Here is a 24,344-nt window from a genome sequence, read left to right on the forward strand (position 1 = left end):
ATTTCATTCATGCTGACCCATCCCAATCCTGATCCCGTCGCTTTTCACCTCGGCCCTATCTCCGTACATTGGTATGGCCTCATGTACCTGCTAGCATTTGCCCAGTTTATTGCCCTTGGTCGTATCAGGATCAGGCAGCCGCATATCGCCGCCCAGGGATGGACACGCGAGCACATAGACGACATGCTGTTTTTTGGCGTGCTCGGCGTCATACTCGGCGGCCGTCTGGGTGAAGTGTTTTTTTATGGTTTCTCTTACTATATGGAGCATCCCCTGGAGATTTTTGCCGTATGGAAAGGTGGCATGTCCTTCCATGGCGGCTTCATCGGTGTGTTGATTGCCATGTTCCTATGGGCGCGCAAGGCCAAATTCCATCTGGCAGATGTATATGACTTCATCGCTCCCCTGGTTCCTTTGGGGTATGCGGCGGGCCGTTTGGGTAATTTCATCAACCATGAGTTGCCAGGACGCATAGCATCGCCAGATCTTCCCTGGGCCATGATCTGGCCCGGTATTACGTACCCCGTGCATCCTTCACCGATCTACCAGGCCCTGGTGGATGGCTTGCTGGTCTTTGTGATCCTGTGGATTTATGCGGCCAAAGCCAGGCCCAGGCTGGCTGTTGGCGCCTTGTATGTGACACTATATGGTTGCACCCGATTCTTCACAGAATATTTCCGCACGCCGGACTATGAAGTGAATATCCTGGGCATGACGATTTCGGCAGGACAAATGTTGTCATTCCCCATGATTATCATCGGTGTTTCATTATTAATATTTTCTTATAAATCCAATAAAAAATAGCGCACAACAAAATCAGCTATTTTCTTTCCTATATTCATATAAACTTCAAGCCAGCATGGGGTAGCAAAATCGGCTGGAGCAAGTCAGGGACAGGGTCTCAGCATATAGACCCTCTTTAAGACCCTCTTAATCATAGCTCGTGCTTCCGCTTGTTCACCGTCAGAAGCAAGACTTAAATTATGCATATTATCTGTTCAGCATTTCTACTCCTATTTTGCCTCTGCTGGCAAAATGCTGATGCTGTCGAAATGATCAAGGTATATAGCTACCACCTGAAACCACCCCTGATCCTGGATCAGGCGACAGGCAGGGGTTTGTATAACGATATGCTGAGTTACCTGAATAAGGAAAATACTGGCTATAGGTTCGAACTCATCTATTTGCCACGTCGTCGCCTTGACTTGCTGGTCAACTCTGGCCAGCTGGATGGGCTGGTCATCGGTGTCAATCCTGTCTGGTTCAATGACAAAGAAGAGCAGAAATTTCTTTGGACCCTGCCTGTCATGAATGATATCGATGAGGTAGTCTCTTCAAAGAATCGTCCTTTCGAGTTTACGGGTGCAAAATCCATGAACGGCATGCGTATAGGCCTGGTGCTGGGCTATTACTATTTCGGCGTCAATGAACTCATCGCCGAAGGGAAAATTCTACGTGACGACGCCAGCAGCGAAGAACACAGCTTTCGCAAGTTGATGGCGGGCCGTATAGATGCTGCCATCATCAGCCGCTCCAACTACGATTATGAAATGAAGAATCACCCCGAACTACAGGGTCTGTTTCATATCTCGAAAAATCCGCATGACCAATATGACAGGCAAATTTTAATCCCCTTGCATATGACCAAGGTCCAGCAGCAAATCAATATCATTTTGAGGAATGCTGCAAACGATCCTATCTGGCAAAAACTGATCAATGCCTATCGCTGAATCTAGCGCAATGTTGATCAAGAAAAAAATTTTGCTTGACGAATGCTGGCAATTTCTCTTACAGTCTTCACATGAACTCTTTTTTCACATCCACATCTGCAATAAAAACTGCTGACAGCGCCAAGCTGCAAGCAGCGCTGATGCCTGTGTCTGCCACTCTAGTTCTACTACCATCTCTAACAAGCGCACTACTATAAGTTGTGCCTTGTCCAGTTTTAATCGGCATACCTGCCAGATTAAAATACCAGTAGCAAAAATTGCCTTTTCACCCCAGCAGTACCCAGCACAGGCTTCCTGACATCAGGAAAAATAGCATGACACCATCAGGCACATCAGCAAAGAAATCAGCAGGCGCTATCAGCGTCATGTCTGGCTTTGCACGCCCGCAGTCTGCGCTGCAACGTAGTAACGGCCTGCTAATGCTACGACTACTGATCGGTTAACCGGCCTCGCGTATCTCTGTGGCAGCCGGTTAGCTTAGCGCCGCCACATCAGCATCCATTCACTAATTTAAAAATATCAGCGCCTTGCTGAGGCACTGTGCCAGCCCAAGGAAAAGAACATCATGATGAGCAATCCAGCTAAAAAATATCAAGCCTTCCCGACTATCGTTTTGCAGGACAGGCAATGGCCCGGCCGCAGCATCAGCAAAGCACCGATATGGATGAGTACGGATTTGCGTGATGGTAACCAGGCGCTGATCGAGCCTATGGATGCGAAGAAAAAACTCAGGTTCTTTGAAATGCTGGTCAAGATAGGTCTGAAAGAAATTGAAGTTGCCTTCCCTTCTGCGTCAGAAACTGATTTTGCTTTTGTCCGCAAACTCATAGAAGAGCAACGCATACCTGATGATGTAACGATAGAAGTATTAACGCAGTCACGCGAAGACCTGATACGCCGCACCATCGATTCTGTACGCGGAGCCAAGCGCGCCATCGTACATTTGTATAACCCGATAGCACCGGCTTTTCGTCGTATCGTCTTTGGCAAAACGCGCGACGAAGTCAAACAGATTGCCTCTGACGGCACCCGCCTCATCAAGCAATTGACCGATGCCATGCCTGAGACAGAATGGGTATTTGAATATTCACCAGAAACCTTCAGCATGGCTGAGCTGGATTTTTCCAAGGAAGTCTGTGATGCAGTTGCCGCCATCTGGCAGCCTACAGTCGAGCGCAAGATGATCATCAACTTGCCAACCACGGTCGAATGCGCAACACCGAATGTGTATGCTGACCAGATAGAATGGATGGACAGGAATCTGGCGCAACGCGATGCCATCATCCTCAGCGTGCATCCACATAATGACAGAGGCACGGCAGTCGCAGCAGCAGAACTTGCTGTCATGGCCGGTGCAGACAGGGTTGAAGGCTGTTTGTTTGGAAATGGTGAACGTACCGGTAATGTTGATCTCGTCACGCTGGCTCTGAATTTGTACACGCAAGGTGTTGACCCTGGCCTGGACTTTTCTGATATCGATAGCGTCAGGCAATGCGTGGAAGAATGCAATCAATTACCTGTGCACCCACGTCACCCTTATGTCGGTGACCTGGTATTCACTGCATTCTCCGGTTCGCACCAGGATGCGATTAAAAAAGGCTTTGCCCAGCAACAAAAAGACGCGATATGGGAAGTGCCTTACTTGCCGATAGACCCGGCCGACCTTGGCCGTAGTTATGACGCTGTGATACGCGTGAATAGCCAGTCTGGCAAAGGTGGCATGGCCTTTTTGCTTGAACAGGAATATGGCATCAGCATGCCCAGGCGCATGCAAATTGAATTCAGCCGTGTTGTGCAAACGGCCGCCGACGACAGCGGCAAGGAAATGACGGCACAACAGATACACCAGATTTTCAGCGACAGCTATCTCGCGCCAGCAACACCGATCAGTTATCAAGCTCATCATGCAAACCCCGTCCTGCATCACAGGACATCACCATCCGATCCGGCACAAGTATCCTTGCATGTCGATCTGCTGCACCACGGACAGCCACAAGCTATTCACGGTGCAGGCCATGGTATTGTTGAAGCACAGCTCAATGCCTGCCAGTCGCTCGGCTATCAAGTCCGGATCATCGACAAGCAAGAGCAGCAGGTGACACAGCATGGTCGTTCACAGTACATCAGTATCATCGAAGCACGCGTCAATGATGGCAGCAGTCAGCATGGTGCGGGCATAGCTGACGATGCTGCAACGGCCAGCATGCGCGCCATCATCAGTGTGATTAACCGTCACGCAAACGCAGATACGGCAGTGCAGATGATCGCCGCCTGATCGCTGCAGGATCGCTAACGAGCAGCTTTGAAGAGCGTAGCCAGCTTGCTGACGCTGCGCTCTATCTCTGCACAAGTCAATGAAGCAAAACCCAGCAACAGACCGCCAGGACTTACTGCCGGTCTGCTTAATTTTCCGGGCACATCGGCGTAGTGGCCCAGGCCTCGCAACTCCAGCCCGATTTTTTGCCCGGCTTCTATGATCCGCTCTTCGTCATACGTCTGTTTGAAATACACGGCTAAATCAAGCCCGCCATCTTGCGCCCCACAGACCAGTTCATCCTCTAATTCTTTTTCCAGGCAAGTCACCAGACTAGCCTGGCGTTCTGCATAGACTTTCCTGGTGCGCTTGATATGCCTGCCGAAATGGCCTTCTGCAATAAAATCTGCCAGCGTCAGTTGCGGCATGATGCTGGTATGTTTGTCGATGACGGCCTTGGCTTGTACCATGGGTTCCAGCAATTTTTCCGGCAAGACCAGGTAACCCAGACGCAAACCAGGGAAAAGCACCTTGGATAAAGTGCCTACATAAATGACGCTTTGCTGTGTGTCCAGGCTTTGCAAGGATGCCAGTGGTGAACTGCCAAAGCGGTATTCGCTGTCATAGTCATCTTCGACTATCCATACCGCATTTGACTTGGCCCATTCCAGCAAGGCCATGCGCCTTTGCAAACTCATGGTCATGCCCAGAGGCATTTGGTGGGAAGGGGTGACGACAGCGATTTTTGCATCAGGATAATGCGCTGCTGCATAGATGACATCCATGCCTTCATCATCGACAGGTACGGCGCAAATATCCGCCTGGGCTGCATGCAAAGCTGCGGTAGTGCCGCGGTAGCAAGGATATTCCACTACGGCTTTGTCGCCCGGATCAAGCAACATGGTGCTCAGCAGATATAAGGCCTGCTGCGAACCCGAAGTGATCAGGATTTGTTCTGGCGCGCAATTCACACCGCGTGCTGCCTTCAGATACACCGCCAGCAATTCGCGTAAAACCAGATGGCCAGCAGGATCGCCATAACCCAGTTGCCCCTTGGGGTGACGGCAATGGCGAGCCTCCAGTCTGGCCCAGATATCGAAAGGGAATAAATCCAGGTCAGGCATGCTGACCCTGAATGCTCGCGCGTTACCCTGATGAAAGCGCGTACTGCCGCGTGGGTCTATATGCTGCTGACCCCGCTTTGAAATCCTGTCCATGACAGGCTTGGGGCTGGCACTACTCACCATTGCCTTACTGCGGTCGGCAAGTGCAGGCAACTCTTCATTGACGAAAGTCCCCTGTCCTACCGAACCACGCAAATACCCTTCTGCCAATAATTGGTCATAAGCATTCAAGACGGTTTGTCGTGAAATATTCAAGGACTGACAAAACTCACGACTGGGTGGCAACTGCATGCCCGGTAGCATCCGACCTGCCAGGATGGCTTTTCGTATTTCAGCATATAACTGCCGGTATAGAGGCAAGCTGTTTTGTCTGTCTAGAGTAATTCCAGCAATCATTTGAGAAATATGCATATACACAGCAAATTGGCATTCTTATTTTTTATAAAATTGGTACTTTTCAATAGCCAATACCAGGCATAAGATTAACGCATATTCATGGCAGCGGAGCAAAAAATGTATCAATATCAGGCAAAAATTTTGTGGGAACGGGGTGAACAGGCTTTTAGCGACAATCGCTATAGCCGTGCGCATCAATGGGAGTTTGACGGAGGCCTGGTCGTGCCTGCGTCTTCTTCCCCTTTATCAGTCCCTGTGCCCATGTCGGAAGAAAAAAATGTAGACCCGGAAGAAGCCCTGGTCGCTGCATTGGCCTCTTGCCATATGTTGTTTTATCTATCCTTCGTCGCCAAACGCGGCTATATAGTTGATCAATACCGTGACCTGGCTATAGGTATCATGGAAAAAAATGTTCAGGGTAAGCAAGCCATTACCCGCATTCATCTGCGCCCACAGGAAAATTATTGCGGTGACAAGCAACCAGGCTTGCAAGAACGCGAAGAATTGCATCATATGGCGCACGAGCACTGCTACATCGCCAATTCCATCCACGCTGAAGTTATCCTTGAAATCGAGTAAACCATGTACATGCCCAGTCATTTTGCAGAAGAACGTATTGAAGTCTTGCACGCCCTGATACAAGCGCACTCACTGGCCGCGCTGGTCAGCTTGCAAGATGGCGAGCTTGAGGCGAATCACATTCCCTTCATCGTCTCACCACCAACGGCAGATGCACCGTATGGCGTCTTGCGCGGCCATGTCGCCCGTAATAATCTGGCCTGGCAAAGCGCCGGTAAGGGCCAGGATGCCTTGTTGATTTTTCAGGGGCCACAAGCCTATATCAGCCCACGCTGGTATGAAGAAAAAAAACGCAGTGGCGAAGTCGTGCCTACCTATAACTATGCCGTAGTACATGCGCATGGTCCCATGCGCGTCGTCGATGACAGGCAAGAATTCCTGCAATTACTGAGCGATCTCAGTGACTATTTTGAACACAAATTCGACAGCCCCTGGAAAGTCAGCGATGCACCGGCAGAATTCATAGACAGGATCATGGATCTGATCGTTGGTATAGAAATCCCTATACGCCGCATCAGTGGCAAATGGAAAACCAGCCAAAACAAAAGCACCCAAGACAGAGTCAACATGGTGGATGGCCTGCGTGAAATAAATGACACTAGCCCTCAAGCCCTGGCAAACATCATGGAGCAGCAGTTATTTGAAACCGATGAGGAAAGTAAATGAGTACAGTCGTAGTCCGTGCAATCACTAAAGAAGATTTTCCACAATGGTCAGTCTTGTGGGAGGGCTACAACCATTTCTATGAGCGTAGCGGCCCAAATGCCTTGCCAGATGCAGTCACACTCAGTACCTGGGGCAGGTTTTTTGACGTCTATGAACCAGTACATGCTCTGGTAGCAGAGCAGGATGGGCAACTGCTAGGACTGGCGCATTATCTTTACCACAGGACCACCAGCCGTATCGAAGCCAGTTGCTACCTGAATGACTTGTTCACCAGTTCTGATAAGCGTGGCAAAGGTGTGGGTCGTGCCTTGATAGAGGCCGTGTATGAGCAGGCAAAACTGGCAGGGTCCACCGTTGTCTATTGGGGAACCCATGAAACCAATGAAACGGCCCAAAAACTATATCGTCAGGTGGCAGACCGGTCGGGATTTATTCTCTACAAAAAAATCCTGACGTCATAAACGAATAAGTAAGTAAATAAATAAGTAAATAAAGAAATTCATTCATTTACAGGAACGACGCGGGAAGGCAATATGTCTCTTTCTATTAGACATCCCTTTCGCTCCACTCTTTCATGAAACTGATTTTCCTGCTCGTGTGTGTACTTGGCCTGGCCTACGGATCAAGATTATTGCAAATCGCCTTTTGGCCAAAAGTACAGGTTCGGGTACTCAATAGCAAGGAAGAAGTCACTGGTAAGGATGAGGGTTTTACCACTGGCTGGCTGCATGCCGAGCTGGAATACTGGTATCAATCACAACAATATCTGGTGCAATGGCGAGGTGACCTGATGCGTTACCGCCCCTTGCCGGATAGCTTATGGATGGTCGTGCCGCCTGCCAAGCCTGAGCATCCCCGCTTTCCCATTCCTATAATCCAGCCGTTAATAGTGCTGGCCATCAGTCTGATTGGTTTGGTGAGCCAGTTACCTAGCATCTTTCCAGGCATCTTTTAATCAAAAAATTTGCCGTTCTGCAGCATAAGCTTCTCTAAATTCTCTGAACTTTAGGGAAATTGAAGCATCTACCACTCTTTCCACACAACAAGCTTCATAGCCAGGACATACCATGTCACGTACTCTTATTTCTCTCGCTCTTGCCAGCCTGTTCACCAATATGATGGCAACACCAGCTTTTGCACAAAATGCAAGCGCTGGCACGAACAGCACCATCACCAGCCACCAACTGCAATCTGGCATAGACTTGCAATGGATGGATAAAACCGTCAGGCCGCAAGACGATTTTTACCAATACATGTCGGGCAAATGGCTGGCAACAGCAGAAATTCCAGCTGACCGTGGCCGCTTTGGTTCATTTGACCAGTTGCGTGACCTGTCCGAGCAAAGATCTTATGACATCATCCAAACCCTGGCTGCGAATAAACAGCTTGCTGCAGGATCAAACCAGAAAAAAATTGCAGATCTGTTCAACAGCTTCATGGATGAAGCACGCGCTAATGCACTTGATATCAAACCATTGCAAAGCCAGTTCGCCCGCATCGATGCGCTGACCGACAAGTCAAAACTGCCAGCCTTGATGGCAGAACTCAGCAAACTGGGTGTCAACACACCTGTTGCGACTGGCATTAACCAGGATGCGCGTGACTCCAGCCGCTATGCGGTGTACCTGAGCCAGAATGGCCTGACCATGCCAGACCGTGATTATTATCTGAAGCAGGATGATGCCAAGTTACAGGGCTTCCGCGACGCTTATCTCAAGCACCTGGAAAAAATGTTGGGCATGAGTGGCCAAGCCAAACCTGAACAGGCTGCTGCTGCCATCATGGCGCTGGAAACCGAGATAGCCAAGATACAATGGACCAAGGTAGAAAACCGCAATCCTGTCAAAACCTATAACAAGACAGAGTTGAAGCAACTCGAACAATTACTGCCGGGCTTTGACTGGTCTGCCTATTTCAGCACCATAGGCATGGCAGGCAAAATGGATTATGTCATCGTCCGCCAGCCAGAATTTTTCAGTGGCCTGGCCAAGATCATCACTGCCACATCTCTGGATACCTGGAAAACTTATCTGAAATGGCAAACCCTGAATACCTACGCGCCCTTCCTCAGCCAGCGTTTTGTTGATCAGGATTTTGAATTTTCCAGCAAAACCTTGCGCGGTATCCCGGCCAACCAGGTGCGCTGGAAGCGCGGTGTAGGTCGGGTCGACGAAGCCATGTCAGAAGCACTGGGACAATTGTATGTGGAAAAATACTTCCCGCCAGAAAACAAGGCGCGCATGCAAACCATGGTCAACAACTTGCTACTGGCCTACAAGCAAAGCATAGAAACCCTGAGCTGGATGAGCCCGGAAACCAAGAAAGAGGCACTGACCAAACTGGCGAAGTTCAATCCCAAGATAGGCTACCCTGATCAGTGGCGCGACTATAGCAAACTGGAGATTTCTAAAGATGATCTGGTCGGTAATGTCATACGTGGGCGTGAACATGAGTACCAGCGCCAGTTGGCAAAACTGGGCAAACCCGTCAGCCGTACTGACTGGGGCATGAGTCCGCAAACCGTGAATGCTTATTACAATTCACGCCAGAATGAAATCGTCTTCCCGGCGGCAATCTTGCAGCCACCTTTCTTCAATGCGACGGCCGATGATGCAGTCAATTATGGTGGTATAGGTGCAGTCATAGGGCATGAGATCAGTCACGGCTTTGATGATTCTGGCAGCCAGTCAGATGGTGACGGTAATTTGCGTGACTGGTGGACCAAGGAAGACAAAGCCAATTTTGGCAAGCTGACCGCGGCCATGATAGCCCAGTACAGCGCCTATAGCCCCTTACCTGGTTACAAGGTCAATGGTGCCCTGACCCTGGGTGAGAATATTGCCGACAATTCCGGTCTGTCCATTGCCTACAAGGCCTATCAGATTTCCCTGGGTGGCAAGCCCGCGCCTGTGATTGATGGCTTTACTGGCAGCCAGCGCGTCTTCATGGGGTGGGCGCAAGTCTGGCGTGGCAAGTCACGTGATGGCGAAACCATACTCAGGGTGAATACTGATCCGCATTCGCCATCCATGTTCCGCGGCAACGGTCCCTTGACCAATCTGCCAGAGTTTTACTCTGCCTTTGGTGTCAAGGAAGGTGACAAGATGTATGTAGCGCCAGAAAAACGCATCACTATCTGGTAAGCGCCGATTCTGCATTGAATAAAATAAGGGGGTTGATGAAAGTCCTATCAGCACCCTTATTTTTTGTATCATGCATCCAATAATTCGAGTGAGGAAAAATCGACAGGTTTTGCTGCACGCGCCTCCAGGCAGGCCATTAATTCATTAAACTGCTGCAATGAAGAAGGGCCAAGCAAGGTACAATTTGCAGGTCTGGTCTGGAGTAAGTAAATTAATGCCAGGGCCTGCGCAGGAATATTTGTTTCTGCGCTCAAACGCGCTAAGGATTTCAAGATTATTTGCGTCGATGGCTTATTCAGCACCGCAAGTTTTTGCTCTTTCTCTCTACCAGAGTCTATCCTGCCTCCCGGTTTGCTGGCATCATTTTTCGTATACCACTCACTCAGCAATCCACTCGCCAATGGCCCCCAGGTAATGGTCCCTATGCCCGCGGTTTCTAATAACTGAAATATGGAATTCTGCTGCAGGCAATTCAATAAATTATATTCAAACTGATTCGTCAATGGGATGAGCGCCTGGTTCCCATTTGCATAAGACAAAATAGTTTCCATATCCTCGACCGCATAATTACAGACACCGAAATATTTGATTTTCCCCTGTTGCTGTAAAAGAACCAGGGCTTCCAGCATTTCATGATAGGTAAATTCTTTAGTGGGCGTATGGAGCTGCAATAAATCTATGCTGTCTACGCCCAATTGCGTCAAAGCCAACTCACATTGACGGACGATATTATTTTTTGCGTAACCTCTATGACTAGGTGGATCATCATCATTCGATATGCCGCCCACTTTTGTCGCGATAAAAAACTGGTTTTGCAACTGCAAATTTCTCAAAGCGCCACCAATTATTTGATGGCATTCACCTCTGGCGTAACTAACTGAAGTATCAATGAAAGAGATGCCTTGTTCATGCGCGGACGCGATGATGCTCTCTGATTCAGATGGATTTAGTCGCCAGCCCATCATCATGGTGCCCAGGCCCAGTCTGCTGACAAAAGGCCCGCCCTTACCCAATTGAACTTCATTCATTTTAGGTTTTTCAGATAGTCTCGCGTAATCCCTTCACTATAAGGAGAGGTTTCAAATTCAGCCGTATTATTTTCTCTCATATCCAGGCCATTGTATTTCGTGAAATGAGGGCTGGAATCAATCTCCTCATTTCTCTCGCTTGCATAGTAAAAAGCAGAGAAAACTTTGCGATAAATTCCATCCGGCGTGGTAATTTTTCCTGGTTGTCCATGATAGCTTTTCGAGGTCGTATTAAAAACGACGAGTCTGTTAAACACAGGTTGCACTTCTTTTACTTTATGACTACCGTCTTGTGACCATAACTCCAAGTTGCCACCGTATTCGTCTTTCCAATCTGGCGTCAAATAAAACAGGGCATTGCATCTGCGCCATGCTTGCAATTTTTGATGCCAGTTAAAATCGACATGGACATTCAAGAATCCACCATTGCCAGTCATCATTGCTCCGCCACCCATGAAGTAAGGGTCGGGTATCAGCGATTTCGTTCCCGTCAGGGTTTCAAGAAACAGTAAAAAAGACCGCGAACTGATTGCGGCAGAAAACAACTTGAAATTCTGTGAAAAACTCCTGGTATCTTCCAAAAAATGACGGCTGACATTTTGATGATGATGAAATTTGAAGTTGAGATCTTGCCCATCCAGTTGGGGGTACTCATGGGCCAATTGTTCAGCAACAGAATTCGGTAAAAAATTATCAAAAACGATGTGCGGAAAGGGATCGTTTTTTTTAAATGCCTCTTTGTTGTCAAATGCCAGTTGAGCATAATGCGGATCGTCAAATACGTCCAATATCTGGGACGCAAATTGGCTCGCACTTTGCTCTCTGTTTTTCGTATCCATACACTGCTCCGTTTTACTCATTTATTAAAGGTGTCATCCTGGCTGTGACAAGCACGGATGCATAGCAATAACTACTAGCTCTACTTGCGAATCCCACATGAAAAAAACGCCATTACGGCCTTCCATATCAAATGCCACATGAGCGAAATCAAGCTGGAATTTACCCGCAACCATGACAACAATATGTTTGATAAATTATCATAAAAATTTCGCGTGATTATCAAAATCAGGCGAACTATTGATCATAAACAATAGTCTATAGCACTACCCCACTTGGGCATATACGACATATTAGCAGTGCGTTGTTGTAAGCAGAGGTGGGTACACCCTGATTTTGACATTCAGGAAGGTAACAAGATGTAAGCAAGGCAGGAGTGAAATGCTATTCCTGGACAGTGATGCCATTCAAATTGAGAGCACTCACATCAACTTATGCTGGGTAAAAAATCTTGTTATTTAAGTAAAATCAATACAGCATGATGATATTATTTGCAATGAATATGCATAAAGTGCTAAGGCTTTGCTCATTAAGATTGTTAAACACAGATATTTTTTGAAAACCTGAGCCCAAGCTTATCAGTGTCACAATGACGATGCAGTCAGGCTGTGGCAAAATAGCTGGGATTAAATTCCATCGTTGAAAGTCAAGTTATGAGTTTTGTACGTCGCATCCAACAAGATAAGTATGATGTCTATGATAAAGAGGACGTGCATGCTCGCTTACATTTCTTCAAGAATCTGCAAACTATTACAAATGCCATCCATTCCACCAGTAATATCGAGCAAATCATGCTCGATTTATCACAAAGCATTTGTGAGCTGTTTGATTGCGAACGCCTGACGCTGTACTCGGTCAATTACAGAAAAAATGCCATAGAATCCAAAGTCAAGACTGGTTTGACTTCATTCAAGGACTTCGCCCTGCCGATATCCGAGAAAAGTGTCGCCGGTTTTGTGGCGATGTCCAAGCAAACCGTCAACATCGTCAATGTTTACGATGAGGCAGAACTCAGGAAGTATTCTCCCAAGCTGGAATTCCTGCGCCGGGTTGATCAGCGCACAGGTTTTCGCACCAAGCATATGCTGGTTGGCCCTCTGATCCATGAGCAAAGTAATGAATTGCTGGGCGTGCTACAGCTCATCAATAACCGCAATGACTGTCAGTTCCCGCCTTTGCTGGAAGAAGGCTTTAAATACCTGCGCAATACGCTGGCAGTGGCATTTGCCCAGCGCCTGATGTCGCCACAGGTCATCCATACCAAATTTGACTCATTGATCAAGTCGTCGATACTGTCTATCCCTGAATTGGGCCTGGCGGCACGTGCTGCACGTCGCAAGGGTGTCGATGTAGAAGAAATCCTGATTGATGAGTTTGAAGTCAGCCCGGCAGATATAGGCAATTCTCTGGCAAGCTTCTTTGAATGCGAATACCAACCCTACAAAGCAGAGAGATTGCGCCCGGAAGCACTGAAGAACTTCAAGCGTGCTTATGTCGAAGATCATCACTGGCTCATACTGGAAGAAAGCACCGATACGCTGGTGGTCATGACGACCGACCCTGAACGTGTCATGGCTTCACGTATAGTGCATAGTCTCTTCCCTATCGCCAAAATTCAATATTGCGTGACGACGCAAAAAGAGTTCAGGCAAACCGTGGATCAGTTCTTTGGTGATACAGAAAATACTGCTGCTGCGACTGAACAAAGTGCCCAGGATGCGATTGATACCGTGTCTGCTGCAGAAAAAGCCTTGCTGGCGCAAGTCAGGGAAACCATACAAGAGGCGTTTGCCAAAAGTCACCCGGAGTTCCAGATTGATGTGCGTTCGCGCGAAGACAAAACTGTCAGCCGCATGCATAAGGATGGCTCAGTGCAGCGCATCGCTGGTCAGGTGATCGTCGACTTCCATGTCGATTTCCTGGATACCGGGATGAATACCGCCGCATAAGAAAAAACGCCACTTTGAGGTTTAGTTCATTTGTGGCGTTTTTTTTGAGCTGTTCAGGGAGCAACTTCCGACATTTTTTGCAAGTCTGGTCGCTGTCTGGCGATCAATTGCCAGACTTGCCTGGCTTCGGTAAAGGCCCGCTTGCTTTGCAGCATAGCCGCATACATGACCCACTCTTCCACTGCAGCTGACTCTTGCGGTTTAAGCTCATTCAAGCTTGCGGCTTCTGTCTTGCTGGCCAGCTTGAATTCTGCCTTGGCTATATTGGTCTTGCCATCTTTGGCGGAGACGTAGCTGACTTGCCAGCGGTAAGTAGCACCCTCTTCCAGTTTTACTTTCTCTGGCAATTGCCAGGTATTCTCTTTGATTTTTTCGCTGAAAATAAGCTTCTCATCCATGTCATGGATACTGATGTCAAATTCGGCCGTTTCTGCAGAAATCCAGTTGAATGCCGGGCGGCTGCCCAGCAACAGAGAATTGTTTTCTGGCGTGACGACGAGGATACGTGGTGGCAGCTGGCGCATACGGACAGCACCGGCAATCACATTACTGGTTTCTGCGGCACGTACCAATTTTTCTGCCATCGGCTTGATCACGGCCTTTTGCCCCTGCAAATTGACGACCCCATCTTTTTCTACGATAACAGTAGCGGGCCCTGTCAATTGATATACTGCACGTGTTGCATACAGGGACAGCGAAGCCTTGGCACCTGCTTCGAGAGTGATTTGCATTTTAGGTTGCAGGTAAGCCAGCAATTGCAGTTTTGAACTGGTGCCATTGACTTCCATTTTGCCATTGCCCTGCACATCCAGCACCATGCCCAGGGCCGCATCAGCATGTGCCTGAGCACTTAAAAATGTCAATGCGGCCGTACATATGGCCAACAAACTACGTATCATCATTTTCATATCACTACCTTCCAAAATATTATGACTACAAGGGTTGCCAGCCATAGACAGCAATAGCTGAACGTCCCTTGAGATTTTGATCGCCGAGCGCAATCAACGTCCCTGCTTCTGCCAGATTGGCGTGCACTGTCGCAGAACAAACTATCGGATAACCCACGTCCTTGCACAAACCTTCTATTCTCGCCGCCGTGTTGACAGTATCGCCAATTGCCGTGTATTCATGCCGCTCAGCCGAGCCGACCTGACCAATAACGGCATCCCCCGCATGCAAGCCTACACCTATCTGCAAAGTCTGCTTACCTTCGTCCTGCAATTCTTGATTGAGTATGGCAAGTGCCGAAAGCATTTCACGCGCAGCATTGAAGGCATTTTGAGCGGGATTATCAAGTTGTTGTGGCGCGCCGAAAAAGGCCATCAAACCATCACCAATAAACTTGTCTATGGTACCACCATGATCATGGACGATTTTACTCATGCGTGCAAAATAGCGATTCAAGAGACTCACCACATCGTTTGCCTGTGCATGTTCGCACAGGGTGGTGAAGCCGCGTATATCAGAAAACAAGACACAAACGGGTAAGCGGCGGCTTTGTGAAATCTGGTCTATGCGGCCTTCGACGATTTCCTGCATGACTGCCGGGCTGACACGGCCAGAGAAAGCCTTGCTCAAGCGCTGCTTGTCGATAAAATGCTGCCAGGCTTGCCAGCTACTGCTGCTGCCCAGAGCCAGCAAACCCGTCAAGAAGATTGCCGTCGGCGGTAACCAGACATCATATTGCATGGCAAGGCCACTGGCGACCAGCAAACCCAGCGTCGCCAGGGTGAATACCATTAATTTGATGCGTATGCTGCGCCCCAGCCAAAACAAGGCAAACAAGGCTGACAAGGCGAAAAGGCTGAGATTGCTGGTTTGCTGCAATAAGCGCTGGTTGAGGATGCTGCGCAATAACTGTGCATGGGCCAGCACCCCAGGATTGGGATCATTGGCAGGCAGCCATGCTGCCAGGGATACCGGTAAATCAACCAGATCAGTGGCATCCATGGTTGCGCCCAGCAAGATAACTTTGCCAGCAAAGCGCTGCTGCAACTCTGCTGTTTTGCCTTGCTGCGCCAGCTTCAGGATATCCTGCAAGGGGACATAGGTAAAACGCGCACCCAGACGGTAATTGATAAGGCCGGACCAGTCCTGGCGCACGCCAGCCGCAGCAGCAATCTCGGTTGCCAGGCCACGGCCTATGCGGTCTGGCTGGCAATCAGCGCCAGGAAATCGGCGTATGCGCTGGTCACTATCGCGACAAAATTCAGCAGAAGCAACGGCCTGAAATTGCTCGCCCTGCATTCCCAATACTGCGGCATAGTCCACTTGTATATCGCGATAGTGCGCATGTTTCAAATCCCAGACTTTGGCGACCACGACAGGCAGGCTTTGTATATTTTCCAGCAAGCCTGTGAGCAGGACTTTATGGAAGTCTATAGCGTCTTTACGAGTCGAGATCAGAGCATCAAAGCGTTTTTCTGGCAAGCTCAGATCCATGCCGACTACCTTGGCACCGGCTTGATTCATGGCTTTTAAAAAATTGGCCAGATGCAGATGATTCAGGCTCAGCGGTTCATCTATCTCGTCAAGAAAAGCTTCATCCATGCCAACCACGATGGGGTCTATGCTGATCTTTTGCGGTGTATATTCACGCGAAAGTTTGAATTGCAGATCAAGGATTTTATTATCTATCACCGTCACGACTGGCAGATACGACATGAACGCAGCACAGACCAGCAAGAGCAACAAACCTAGCGCCTGCAGCAAGCGCCGCGTGAAGAATTCTTGCAGGCGTCTGGTTTTATTCATATAGGCTCAATCAAGGTTTCAATAAACCTGTGGCGCTGGGTAATAGGCCACCACGTCCCACAGCACTTAAAGAACTGCCGTTGCCTACCCGGCACAAATCCGTCAGCAAATCCCCCAGGTCATTTGGCTGTGCCGTCAAGCTCAACAGGCTGGCGGAAAAATCGACTTGCGGGCTGCTCAGTCTGACAAGCCCATTCACACCATCCGGTGCAGCAGCCTGTATCAGGTTCTTGCCGCTGCCATCAAATTTTTGTGGCGATCCACCTAACACCAGCTGGTTGCCGCTGGCAATCGTTGCATCTACTTGTATATTCACATTACCACCACTGGCCGCCCTGGCTGCCGTGTTTGCCTGTACAAAACCACTACGCAATACCAGCGCCGGTGCAGTGATACGGATATCACCGCCATTCCCTGCCTGCACACCTGTGACCGAAGTCGTGATTTGCGAGCGGTCAAGCACCAGTGGGCCACTGCCTTTGATCACGATGGCACCACCATTCCCATCCAGTGCACTGGTGTTGATGCTACTGCCCTTTGCCATCAGGCGACTGGCATAGCTGATTTGTATATCACTGGCCGCTACATTGCCACTGGCAGAAGCCGTGATCTGTGCCTGCTGTAATTTGATCTCAGGTGCATCCACCGCTAACAAGGTTTTAGCAGGTAGTTTATCAGTACTGATCTGTGCAGCATTGCTTATCGACAGCAAGCCTTGCTCCATAGTCAGGCTCTCGCTGGCCTTGATATTAATATTGCCGGTATAGCCACTCGATGCAGCGCCAGCTTCGGAACTGATGACGGCATTGCTGGCGATGCTGATCTTTGCCGCGCTAACATACACTTCACCCGCCTTGCCCCTGGCGTAGGCAGAAGATGAGATTTGTGCTGCATTGCTCATTTGTAGTTGATTTGCTGTGACATTCACTGTACCAGCATTGCCCACTGATCTGCTGGTATATTCATCGCCCGCATTGGCACTGCTGAATATACCTGTATTGAGTGCCTTGACATTGCCATCCTCATCCTTGACTGGATTGCTGAGCTTGCCATCGAGTGTGATGCTGGCCGCATTCACTTTCACAGCGCCAGCTGAGCCGGTAGTCGAGCTGATGGTGGCAGTCGATATTTGCCCGCCGTCTTTGAGCAACAAACTGGAGCCCACATTTACATCGACATTACCGGCATTACCCAGCGCCTGCGTACCTGCATCACTATAGATGCCCGTTGCCATGCCCTTGCCATCAATCGTCAGACCGGGAGTGTCAATATTGACGCTGCCAGCATTACCTGAAAAACGGGTGGCAGAAGAAATTCTCGCGCCACTTTGCATTTGTAAAGCAAGATTGGCTTTGACTGCAACATTGCCTGCATTACCCGTACCCACGGTCTCTGCCAGGATGCCACTGCGCTCACCATCCATGGCCAGGGTATTGGCAACGACGCTGATAGCGCCGCTATTACCGCGCGTATAAGTCGTGGATGAGATGCGGCCACCATCTATCGTGGATAATTTGTCGGCGATGCTGACATCAATATCCCCACCGTTGCCACCACGAAAATTGGCAGAAGTACGAAAATCACCAGCGTCGCTGTAAATACCGGCTTCCAGGCCCTTGCCGTCTATAGTGAGACTATTACCGACGAACTTGATCTTGCCAGCCTGGCCCGTACCGAATGCCGAGGTAGCGATGCCACCTTCAGAAAAAATATTGCTGGCACCGCTGACAGTCACATTGAGGTTGCCAGCATTGCCTGAGCTACTGGCTATGCTGTTGATACCGGTAGAAACTGCATTGCCATCAATCAGTAACTCTGCCGCATTGATTTTTACATCTGCGCCCTGCCCTGCTGCATAAGTAGCGGTCGATATTTGCGCACTATTCAAGATACTTAATTTACCCCTGGCATTGACTTCGATATTGCCTGCATTGCCAGTGCCGTTATTGGTGGTACTCAGCAGGCCGGTAGAAGGGCCATTCGCATCAGCACCATCCAGTAGAATTTCATTGGCACTGACACGCACATTACCGCCATTTCCCGAGGTATAAGTCGATGATGACATGAGGGCACCGTTCAAGACCGTCAGCTTTCCAGCCACATTGATATCCAGATTACCTGCATTACCTGTCGCCTCATTGGCCTGGCTATAGATACCGCTGACACTGCCCTGTCCATCCATGATGACAGCACCTGCATCCAGCTTGATGGAACCAGCATTGCCAGCACTGTAAGTAGAAGTGGAAATGCGGCCACCATTTTGTATGCTGAGCTGCTGACTGGCAGCGATCAAAATATCGCCGGATTTGGCATTACCCTCTTTGGCATTGCTGAAAATACCCGTATCCTGGCGGCTATCCTGTTTATCGATCAAGATCTGCCCTGCCTGCACCCGCACTTGATTACCATCGACATTGCCAGTGACAGAAGTATTGATACTACCGCCGTTGAGTATGTTCAAGCTGCCATCTGCTTTAGGCAAATCACCATTGAAACCAACTTCGAGTTTGTTCTTGCCAGTGGCGATCAGGCGCACTGCTGCACCAGGCGCAAGCACTGTGGCATCATTGATAGCGATATCACCTGCGGCCAGCGTCAATGCCTGCTGAGCACGCAGGCTCAGGTTTGCACCGTCCCTGAATTCCAGCGAGGCTGAATTATTTCCTAAAAAACCGAAAGCTTCAGGAGCTGCCGCGGACAAGGTGCTGGCCTTTGTGGTATCCACATAAAAATTACCATCGGCGAATTTCACATAATCTGCTGTGCTGATATGCAAACCCGCAGGTACGTCAACAGCTGCACCCGCCCCAAAAATCACGCCAGCAGGATTGATGAAATAAAAATGCGGCTGGCTCCCGGGTGCGGCGCTTAGCTTCAACAAGCCATTGATAGTCGATGCGCTGCCGCCAGTGACGCGGGCAATCACATTTTGCAAGGCCGTAGTCGTTGTAAAATTTGCCGACTCGCCACTCTCTATGCTGAAGTTCTTGAAACTATGGAATAAATTGCCGCCTTTGGTCGTGCCCAGGCTTTGCGGGATCACAAAATTACCACTCAGATTTTGCACGGCGCCGACTGTGCCATCGGTACTGGCACCAGCCCAGGCGAGTGCAGACATGTTTCCCAATGCCAGCAAAACACTTATTCTGAGCAAGCTCATGGAATGTAAATGAACCTTGCTCATAACCAGCTCCCTACCATGATGAACGGTGCCCAATAAAAAGGATGATTGAAGTTACTATTTTTCATCAAGGTCAACTGGGCTTTTTGCAATGCCTGCGCCTTGCTGGTCGCTGGCTCTGCCAGATTACGATAAAACTGTCCCATCAACAAGGTAGCAGCATCGTCGGAAACCGGCCAGAGTGAACCCAGGGCACTCTTGGCCCTGGCTTTCAAGGCAGCACCACTCAAGCCCAGCGGTGCCCTGTCATCGCCTTCCGCAGTTTCACATGCAGACAGGGTCAACAATTCCAGTTCCTGGCTTTTCATGCTGCCAGCCCTTAAAAATAGCTGAAGATTATCCATGGTAATCACATCATCATGGGCCATCACAAAAGTCGTATCTGCCGTGCCACCAAAGACCCCGTGTGAAGCAATATGCACAATCTGATAATCCCCGGTTTTAACTTTTTGACTAAATGCTGCCACAGTAAAACCGGCATTCAACAAGGTCTGGCTGCTGGTGAGTTTTTCCAGTGTATGGATTTCTTCATTAACGCCAGCCAGTGCCAGCATTTGCTGTAATTGCTGATGTTGTTCCGGCTTACTGATGGAGAGCTCGCTCAGTTTGCCACTCATGCTGCTGTCTGCAGTTTTGGGGATATTACGCAAGCTTCGGGTCAGCACGGCTCTGGCGACTTGTCGCCCATTCATGCTGGACGCCTGCTGGTTGGCATTCAATAATTGCTCGACCATGGCGTTCGGCAATTTATCCACCACCGTTCCTGGTTCGCTCATACCCGCCAGCAGAGTCTTGAAAGCGGCATCATGATGGGCGCGGGCATTGGTATTGGTCAGGCTCAATGCCGGTACTACAGCGATGGCATATTTTTCTATGGCAAAGCGCTGGCCATCATGCAAGGCAGCGAAAGGCAATAAGCGCAAAACACCGTCAGGAACAATCACCAGGGTATGTATGCCTTGCTGCGTCAATTCAGCATCGACCGGTGTCAACAGGGCTTGATACAGGCGTTTCGCCTGAGACTGGAAGGAGAGATTGTCTTTCAGGGTATTGCCAAAATCAATGACATCCGCCCGCAACTTTGTGGCGGACATGGGCAAGCTTTGGCGATACATGCCTGAGCTGGTTTCCAGCAAGAGTTCCAAACGGTCTGGCAAGATAATCGGATACAGTATCGCGGTATCACTGGCAAGCTGCGTGCTTTTACGATTTGCCCTGGCGGTTTCGACCGCGCAACGATCGCCCAGATAATCTTGCAATTCAGTTTGCTTGAGCAATTCCAGGACATCGCGGGCACGGCGCAATTGCGCATTTTTTTGTACGCCTTCAAGTTGCACTGAAGTCTGCAAGAGCAAATCTGCCAATCCCAGGTAAACTGGTTCCAGGGTTTCACGGAAAGACGAGCGACCATCCTGGTATTCCACCGGTATGTCGACGCGTATGGTTTCTATATGCTCCAGTGCTCTTTGGTAAGCAGCAATTGCCCCGACATTATTGGCTTGTGCCCGCAAAATGCGTGCATGGCGCCATTCTATATTGATCAGTAAATCATGCGCTTCTACGCCTTGTGCCGCCAACAGGGCCTGATCGGTCAGTGACAGGACATCATCAAAGCGGCCAGCATCTTCATACATTTGCGCGAGTTGATCCAATGCCTCCAACTGTAATCGTGCCTGCCCTGGTGCCAGGCTCAAGACACGTGCATGCTCAAATGCCTGGAAAGCCAGGGCTAGCCCTGCTTTGCCCAATGACCTGGCTTGCACGCCGAGATTGAGGCTATAGCGCGCCGCTTGCGGCGCATCTTTCAGTTGCAGCAAACGCTGCCACAATGCTTGCAGATTTTTCACTTGCTCAGCGGGGGGCATTTTTTTGGCTGTGAGCTTGTGCCGGTTGAGGCCAGCACTGATGGCAATTGACGCGTTGTCACCAGCCAGTTTTAATGCCGCATCGTAATAATAAGCCGCCTGCTCTGCATGCCCCTGTTGCTGTTGCCAGTTACCAAAATCGATGGCGTAGCCAGCTTTATCCAGCTTATCGTCTGCTTTATCAAAGGCAAAGCTTAAATATGTTTCCGCCTTGGCTGCCTGATGCATTTGCATATAGCTCTGTGCCAGTGCTGAAGCAGCTTTGACTTTATCGCCATTTTTTTCTGCTTTGGCATAAGATGTCTGCAACAGACTCAAAGCCTGGTTGTAGTTGCCACTGGCACAATCACGCAAACCCTGATCCAGCATACTCTCGCTGGCAAAAGTGCTAGAACTGAAGCAGCAAACCAGCAGCAGTTTCAATGTCAGTATGCGCATACCTGATGACGCAAATTTCTTAGTCATGGCTCGCATTCTCAAAATAAATGGTAAGTCAATTGGAAGTGCAGGCCGTGGTCTTGCAAATTGCCACTGCTTTGTCCCGGCAGGCTGACGAGTTTCTTTGCCAGGAAAATATCTGCACTCCAATTTTGTCTACGCCAGTTCAAGCCTGCGCCCAATGAGGCTAATCGCTGGGCAGATTCATCTTTATTGCTGGCGCTGGCCATATCGGTAAAGGCAATGAGTTTGAACTGTTGTCCGGCATCTTGCCAGACAGGTAAGGGGTAATGATATTCAAAATTGAGCAAGCAGGCACGATCACGTACTACGGCATTTTCCCGGTAGCCGCGCACAGTGGCTACCCCGCCGAGAGAAAAGCGCTCCAGCGGTAACAAACGATCCGGCGTCAGTTGCGCCGAGGCGCGCAGGACTATTTGCTGGCCTGCTGATTCCAGATTCCTGACATATTGCAGTTGTCCGGTCCAGATACGATAATGTTGCGCTGGCACTTGGGTGTCGCTTGCATTACCGTCTATGTTATTGCGACCAAAGGCAAATACGCTGCGCATGGCCAGGGCCTGGGTTTCCCAGCGTTCTGTCCACTCCTGAGAGAAGCGCATCACCCTGGTTTTTGAATAACCATCTGGCTCACCAGGGGTAAATGAAAATGCCTCACCCAACAAACTGGTCTGGCTATCGCGCTGGCTATAACTCAGGCCCAGCTCGATTTTTCTTTGCAGGCGATAGACCAGCGCCTGGCTGATGCCCAGTTCATAGCCCGAACTGCGACTTTTGATATCCACCGCAGCCAGGGACTCACCAACCACAGAAGAACTGCCCTGGTCCACACCGAGTTTGATACTGGTGCCCAGGCTATTGACTGGCATGGTCCAGCCCAGATGCACAGGGTCAGCCCCTTCACTATGGGCCAGGCTGGCTTCCAGATAATCGCCATAGCCACTCAAATTGCGCACCCAGCCGCTAACACCCAACACTTCCGAGCCTATCGAAGGTGCGCGGTAATTATTGGCATACAAGTTCAAGCCATATGCTTTGGTCCTTACCACATCAATATCCAGTACGGCCATGCCCGGCTGATCCCCAGGAATAATGCGACTATTGATTTTTTCAAATAAAGGGTCGGTCAATAAAAGTTGAAAGCGCTGTTGCAAGACCGGCATATTGAAAGCTTCGCCTTCAGCGACCAGACGTTGTTGCAGGTAGGCCGGTCGCAAATTAGCTTCGCCCCTGATTCTGACTTCTGTGATGCGCCCTTCTATCAGGCGGATAGGTACTATGCCCGCTGGAAAAGGCTCTGCCCCTTCAGTCACTTGCAGCACTGCGCCAGAATTCAGGTAACCACGCTCTACATACACGCGTGTGATACGGGTACGTAACTCTTCCAGTTCGGCGTAAGTGACAGGTTTGCCAAGATATACTTTTGTCATCTCTTGCAATTCTGCATTGCTGAGTACAGCATTGCCGCTAAATTGAAATTCCCTGACCATGACATCCCTGCTCTTTGCCTGCACCGCGGGCAAATTAAAGACAGGTAAATCAGATGCCAGCAAGGATCCGGGTGCCAGCCAGGTCAATGCCAGGCAAGCAGCCATCAGTCTGGGCCGCGAGACCATACAATTCCTTGCATGATGAGGAGCTGGCATGGTCGGAAGAATCATAGACATGAATTGGGTGAGTAAATAGACGAAGCAAGCGGGTTGAGAAGCAAACTGACAACACTGACCCGGCATGATAAGTCCATTGCCCCTCCATTACAACGATACCAAGGTATGGCTTACATTTGGACACATCTGAAACAGTGGTCTCTAGCTTTACCGTCAAGCCGGGTTCACTCTACAAAAATTGTCATGGTGAAATTCCCATGTCAGCACAGCTTAGTACAGGAAATTGTACCGGTACAGCCACACCGCACTCATCTAAGATAATGCCAACAACAAGGAGCCTAAATGCAAACACCCGGCACACGCCCCATGCAAAAATATCAAGCCAGTTGCCACTGCGGTGCAATACGCTTTGAAATAGAAACAGATTTTCCTGAGCTGACGATGTGCGACTGCTCGATATGCCGTCGTAAGAATGCTTTGATGGTCAAGGTGCATGAAAGTCAATTCAAATTATTGGCAGGAGCAGAGTCCTTGAGTGAATATCAATTCAATAGCCACACGGCCCATCATTATTTTTGCAAGACCTGTGGGATTTATCCGTTTCATCGCAAGCGTGTCACACCGGATAATTTTGGCATCAATGTGTATTGCCTGGAAAATTTTGATCCGGCTGGTATCCCGGTACGCCAGACGAAGGGTTCAACAATGACGACCGTACTCAAGGCTGAATAGGCAAGAACTAAGCCTCGCTTTTCCAATTAATCACATTCAT

At 49.4% G+C, this 24,344-nt stretch carries 18 protein-coding genes; 10 read left to right on the forward strand and 8 right to left on the reverse strand.

What is annotated here, in order from left to right; translation table 11 throughout:
* Positions 1-9: 9 nt before the first annotated feature.
* The 3 genes from lgt (at position 10) to leuA (ending at position 4,005) form a co-directional block, all read left to right on the forward strand.
* Positions 10-804, forward strand: coding sequence for a prolipoprotein diacylglyceryl transferase (lgt, locus tag ACO0LF_RS15600; protein ID WP_423015491.1), 795 nt, complete (start codon positions 10-12; stop codon positions 802-804).
* Between the two features lie 248 nt (positions 805-1,052).
* Positions 1,053-1,730, forward strand: a complete 678-nt coding sequence (locus ACO0LF_RS15605) for a substrate-binding periplasmic protein (RefSeq protein WP_423015493.1) — start codon at positions 1,053-1,055, stop codon at positions 1,728-1,730.
* Positions 1,731-2,292: 562 nt separating this feature from the next.
* Positions 2,293-4,005 carry a 2-isopropylmalate synthase gene (leuA, locus tag ACO0LF_RS15610; protein ID WP_423015860.1) on the forward strand — a complete coding sequence of 571 codons (1,713 nt, stop codon included), beginning with the start codon at positions 2,293-2,295 and terminating at the stop codon, positions 4,003-4,005.
* 14 nt (positions 4,006-4,019) lie between these two features.
* On the opposite strand, the gene ACO0LF_RS15615 is transcribed toward leuA, so the two are convergent.
* Positions 4,020-5,519 carry a PLP-dependent aminotransferase family protein gene (locus ACO0LF_RS15615; RefSeq protein WP_423015495.1) on the reverse strand — a complete coding sequence of 500 codons (1,500 nt, stop codon included), beginning with the start codon at positions 5,517-5,519 and terminating at the stop codon, positions 4,020-4,022.
* Between the two features lie 102 nt (positions 5,520-5,621).
* Here ACO0LF_RS15615 and ACO0LF_RS15620 point away from each other — a divergent pair, with 102 nt between their 5' ends.
* The 5 genes from ACO0LF_RS15620 to ACO0LF_RS15640 all read left to right on the forward strand — a co-directional run bounded on the left by ACO0LF_RS15620 (position 5,622) and on the right by ACO0LF_RS15640 (position 9,892).
* Entirely contained in the window at positions 5,622-6,083 is a 462-nt protein-coding gene (locus ACO0LF_RS15620; RefSeq protein ID WP_423015497.1) for an OsmC family protein, read from the forward strand.
* A gap of 3 nt (positions 6,084-6,086) precedes the next feature.
* Positions 6,087-6,749 carry an FMN-binding negative transcriptional regulator gene (locus ACO0LF_RS15625; RefSeq protein ID WP_423015499.1) on the forward strand — a complete coding sequence of 221 codons (663 nt, stop codon included), beginning with the start codon at positions 6,087-6,089 and terminating at the stop codon, positions 6,747-6,749.
* Complete coding sequence (locus tag ACO0LF_RS15630; RefSeq protein ID WP_423015501.1) at positions 6,746-7,210, forward strand: GNAT family N-acetyltransferase; 465 nt, start codon at positions 6,746-6,748, stop codon at positions 7,208-7,210. The genes ACO0LF_RS15625 and ACO0LF_RS15630 overlap by 4 nt, the downstream gene beginning before the upstream one ends.
* A 113-nt stretch (positions 7,211-7,323) precedes the next feature.
* Positions 7,324-7,704 carry a hypothetical protein gene (locus tag ACO0LF_RS15635; RefSeq protein ID WP_423015503.1) on the forward strand — a complete coding sequence of 127 codons (381 nt, stop codon included), beginning with the start codon at positions 7,324-7,326 and terminating at the stop codon, positions 7,702-7,704.
* 112 nt (positions 7,705-7,816) lie between these two features.
* Positions 7,817-9,892, forward strand: coding sequence for a M13 family metallopeptidase (locus tag ACO0LF_RS15640; protein WP_423015505.1), 2,076 nt, complete (start codon positions 7,817-7,819; stop codon positions 9,890-9,892).
* 68 nt (positions 9,893-9,960) lie between these two features.
* Here ACO0LF_RS15640 and ACO0LF_RS15645 read toward each other — a convergent pair whose 3' ends face one another.
* Complete coding sequence (locus ACO0LF_RS15645; protein WP_423015507.1) at positions 9,961-10,920, reverse strand: aldo/keto reductase; 960 nt, start codon at positions 10,918-10,920, stop codon at positions 9,961-9,963.
* Positions 10,917-11,759, reverse strand: a complete 843-nt coding sequence (locus ACO0LF_RS15650) for a 2OG-Fe(II) oxygenase (protein WP_423015509.1) — start codon at positions 11,757-11,759, stop codon at positions 10,917-10,919. The genes ACO0LF_RS15645 and ACO0LF_RS15650 overlap by 4 nt, the downstream gene beginning before the upstream one ends.
* A gap of 651 nt (positions 11,760-12,410) precedes the next feature.
* Between ACO0LF_RS15650 and ACO0LF_RS15655 the strand changes: the two genes are divergently transcribed.
* Positions 12,411-13,706: a GAF domain-containing protein gene (locus ACO0LF_RS15655; RefSeq protein ID WP_423015511.1), complete on the forward strand. Its 1,296-nt coding sequence runs from the start codon at positions 12,411-12,413 to the stop codon at positions 13,704-13,706.
* Positions 13,707-13,759: 53 nt separating this feature from the next.
* Here the strand turns inward: ACO0LF_RS15655 and ACO0LF_RS15660 are convergent, their stop codons facing one another.
* Genes ACO0LF_RS15660 through ACO0LF_RS15680 form a run of 5 tightly spaced genes read right to left on the reverse strand, consistent with a single transcriptional unit; the run spans position 13,760 to position 23,581 of the window.
* Positions 13,760-14,614, reverse strand: coding sequence for a hypothetical protein (locus ACO0LF_RS15660; protein WP_423015513.1), 855 nt, complete (start codon positions 14,612-14,614; stop codon positions 13,760-13,762).
* Positions 14,615-14,639: 25 nt separating this feature from the next.
* On the reverse strand, positions 14,640-16,460 hold the full coding sequence (locus ACO0LF_RS15665; protein WP_423015514.1) for an adenylate/guanylate cyclase domain-containing protein: 1,821 nt from the start codon (positions 16,458-16,460) through the stop codon (positions 14,640-14,642).
* Between the two features lie 10 nt (positions 16,461-16,470).
* A complete protein-coding gene (locus ACO0LF_RS15670) occupies positions 16,471-19,644 on the reverse strand; it encodes a filamentous hemagglutinin N-terminal domain-containing protein (RefSeq protein ID WP_423015516.1) in 3,174 nt (1,057 codons plus the stop codon).
* Positions 19,641-21,971 carry a CHAT domain-containing protein gene (locus ACO0LF_RS15675; RefSeq protein ID WP_423015518.1) on the reverse strand — a complete coding sequence of 777 codons (2,331 nt, stop codon included), beginning with the start codon at positions 21,969-21,971 and terminating at the stop codon, positions 19,641-19,643. The genes ACO0LF_RS15670 and ACO0LF_RS15675 overlap by 4 nt, the downstream gene beginning before the upstream one ends.
* 11 nt (positions 21,972-21,982) lie before the next feature.
* Positions 21,983-23,581: a ShlB/FhaC/HecB family hemolysin secretion/activation protein gene (locus tag ACO0LF_RS15680; protein ID WP_423015520.1), complete on the reverse strand. Its 1,599-nt coding sequence runs from the start codon at positions 23,579-23,581 to the stop codon at positions 21,983-21,985.
* A 333-nt stretch (positions 23,582-23,914) separates the two neighbouring features.
* Between ACO0LF_RS15680 and ACO0LF_RS15685 the strand changes: the two genes are divergently transcribed.
* A complete protein-coding gene (locus ACO0LF_RS15685) occupies positions 23,915-24,304 on the forward strand; it encodes a GFA family protein (RefSeq protein WP_423015522.1) in 390 nt (129 codons plus the stop codon).
* The last annotated feature ends 40 nt before the right edge of the window (positions 24,305-24,344 follow it).

Source organism: Undibacterium sp. Di27W (genome assembly GCF_049340345.1).
Classification (GTDB): domain Bacteria; phylum Pseudomonadota; class Gammaproteobacteria; order Burkholderiales; family Burkholderiaceae_D; genus Undibacterium.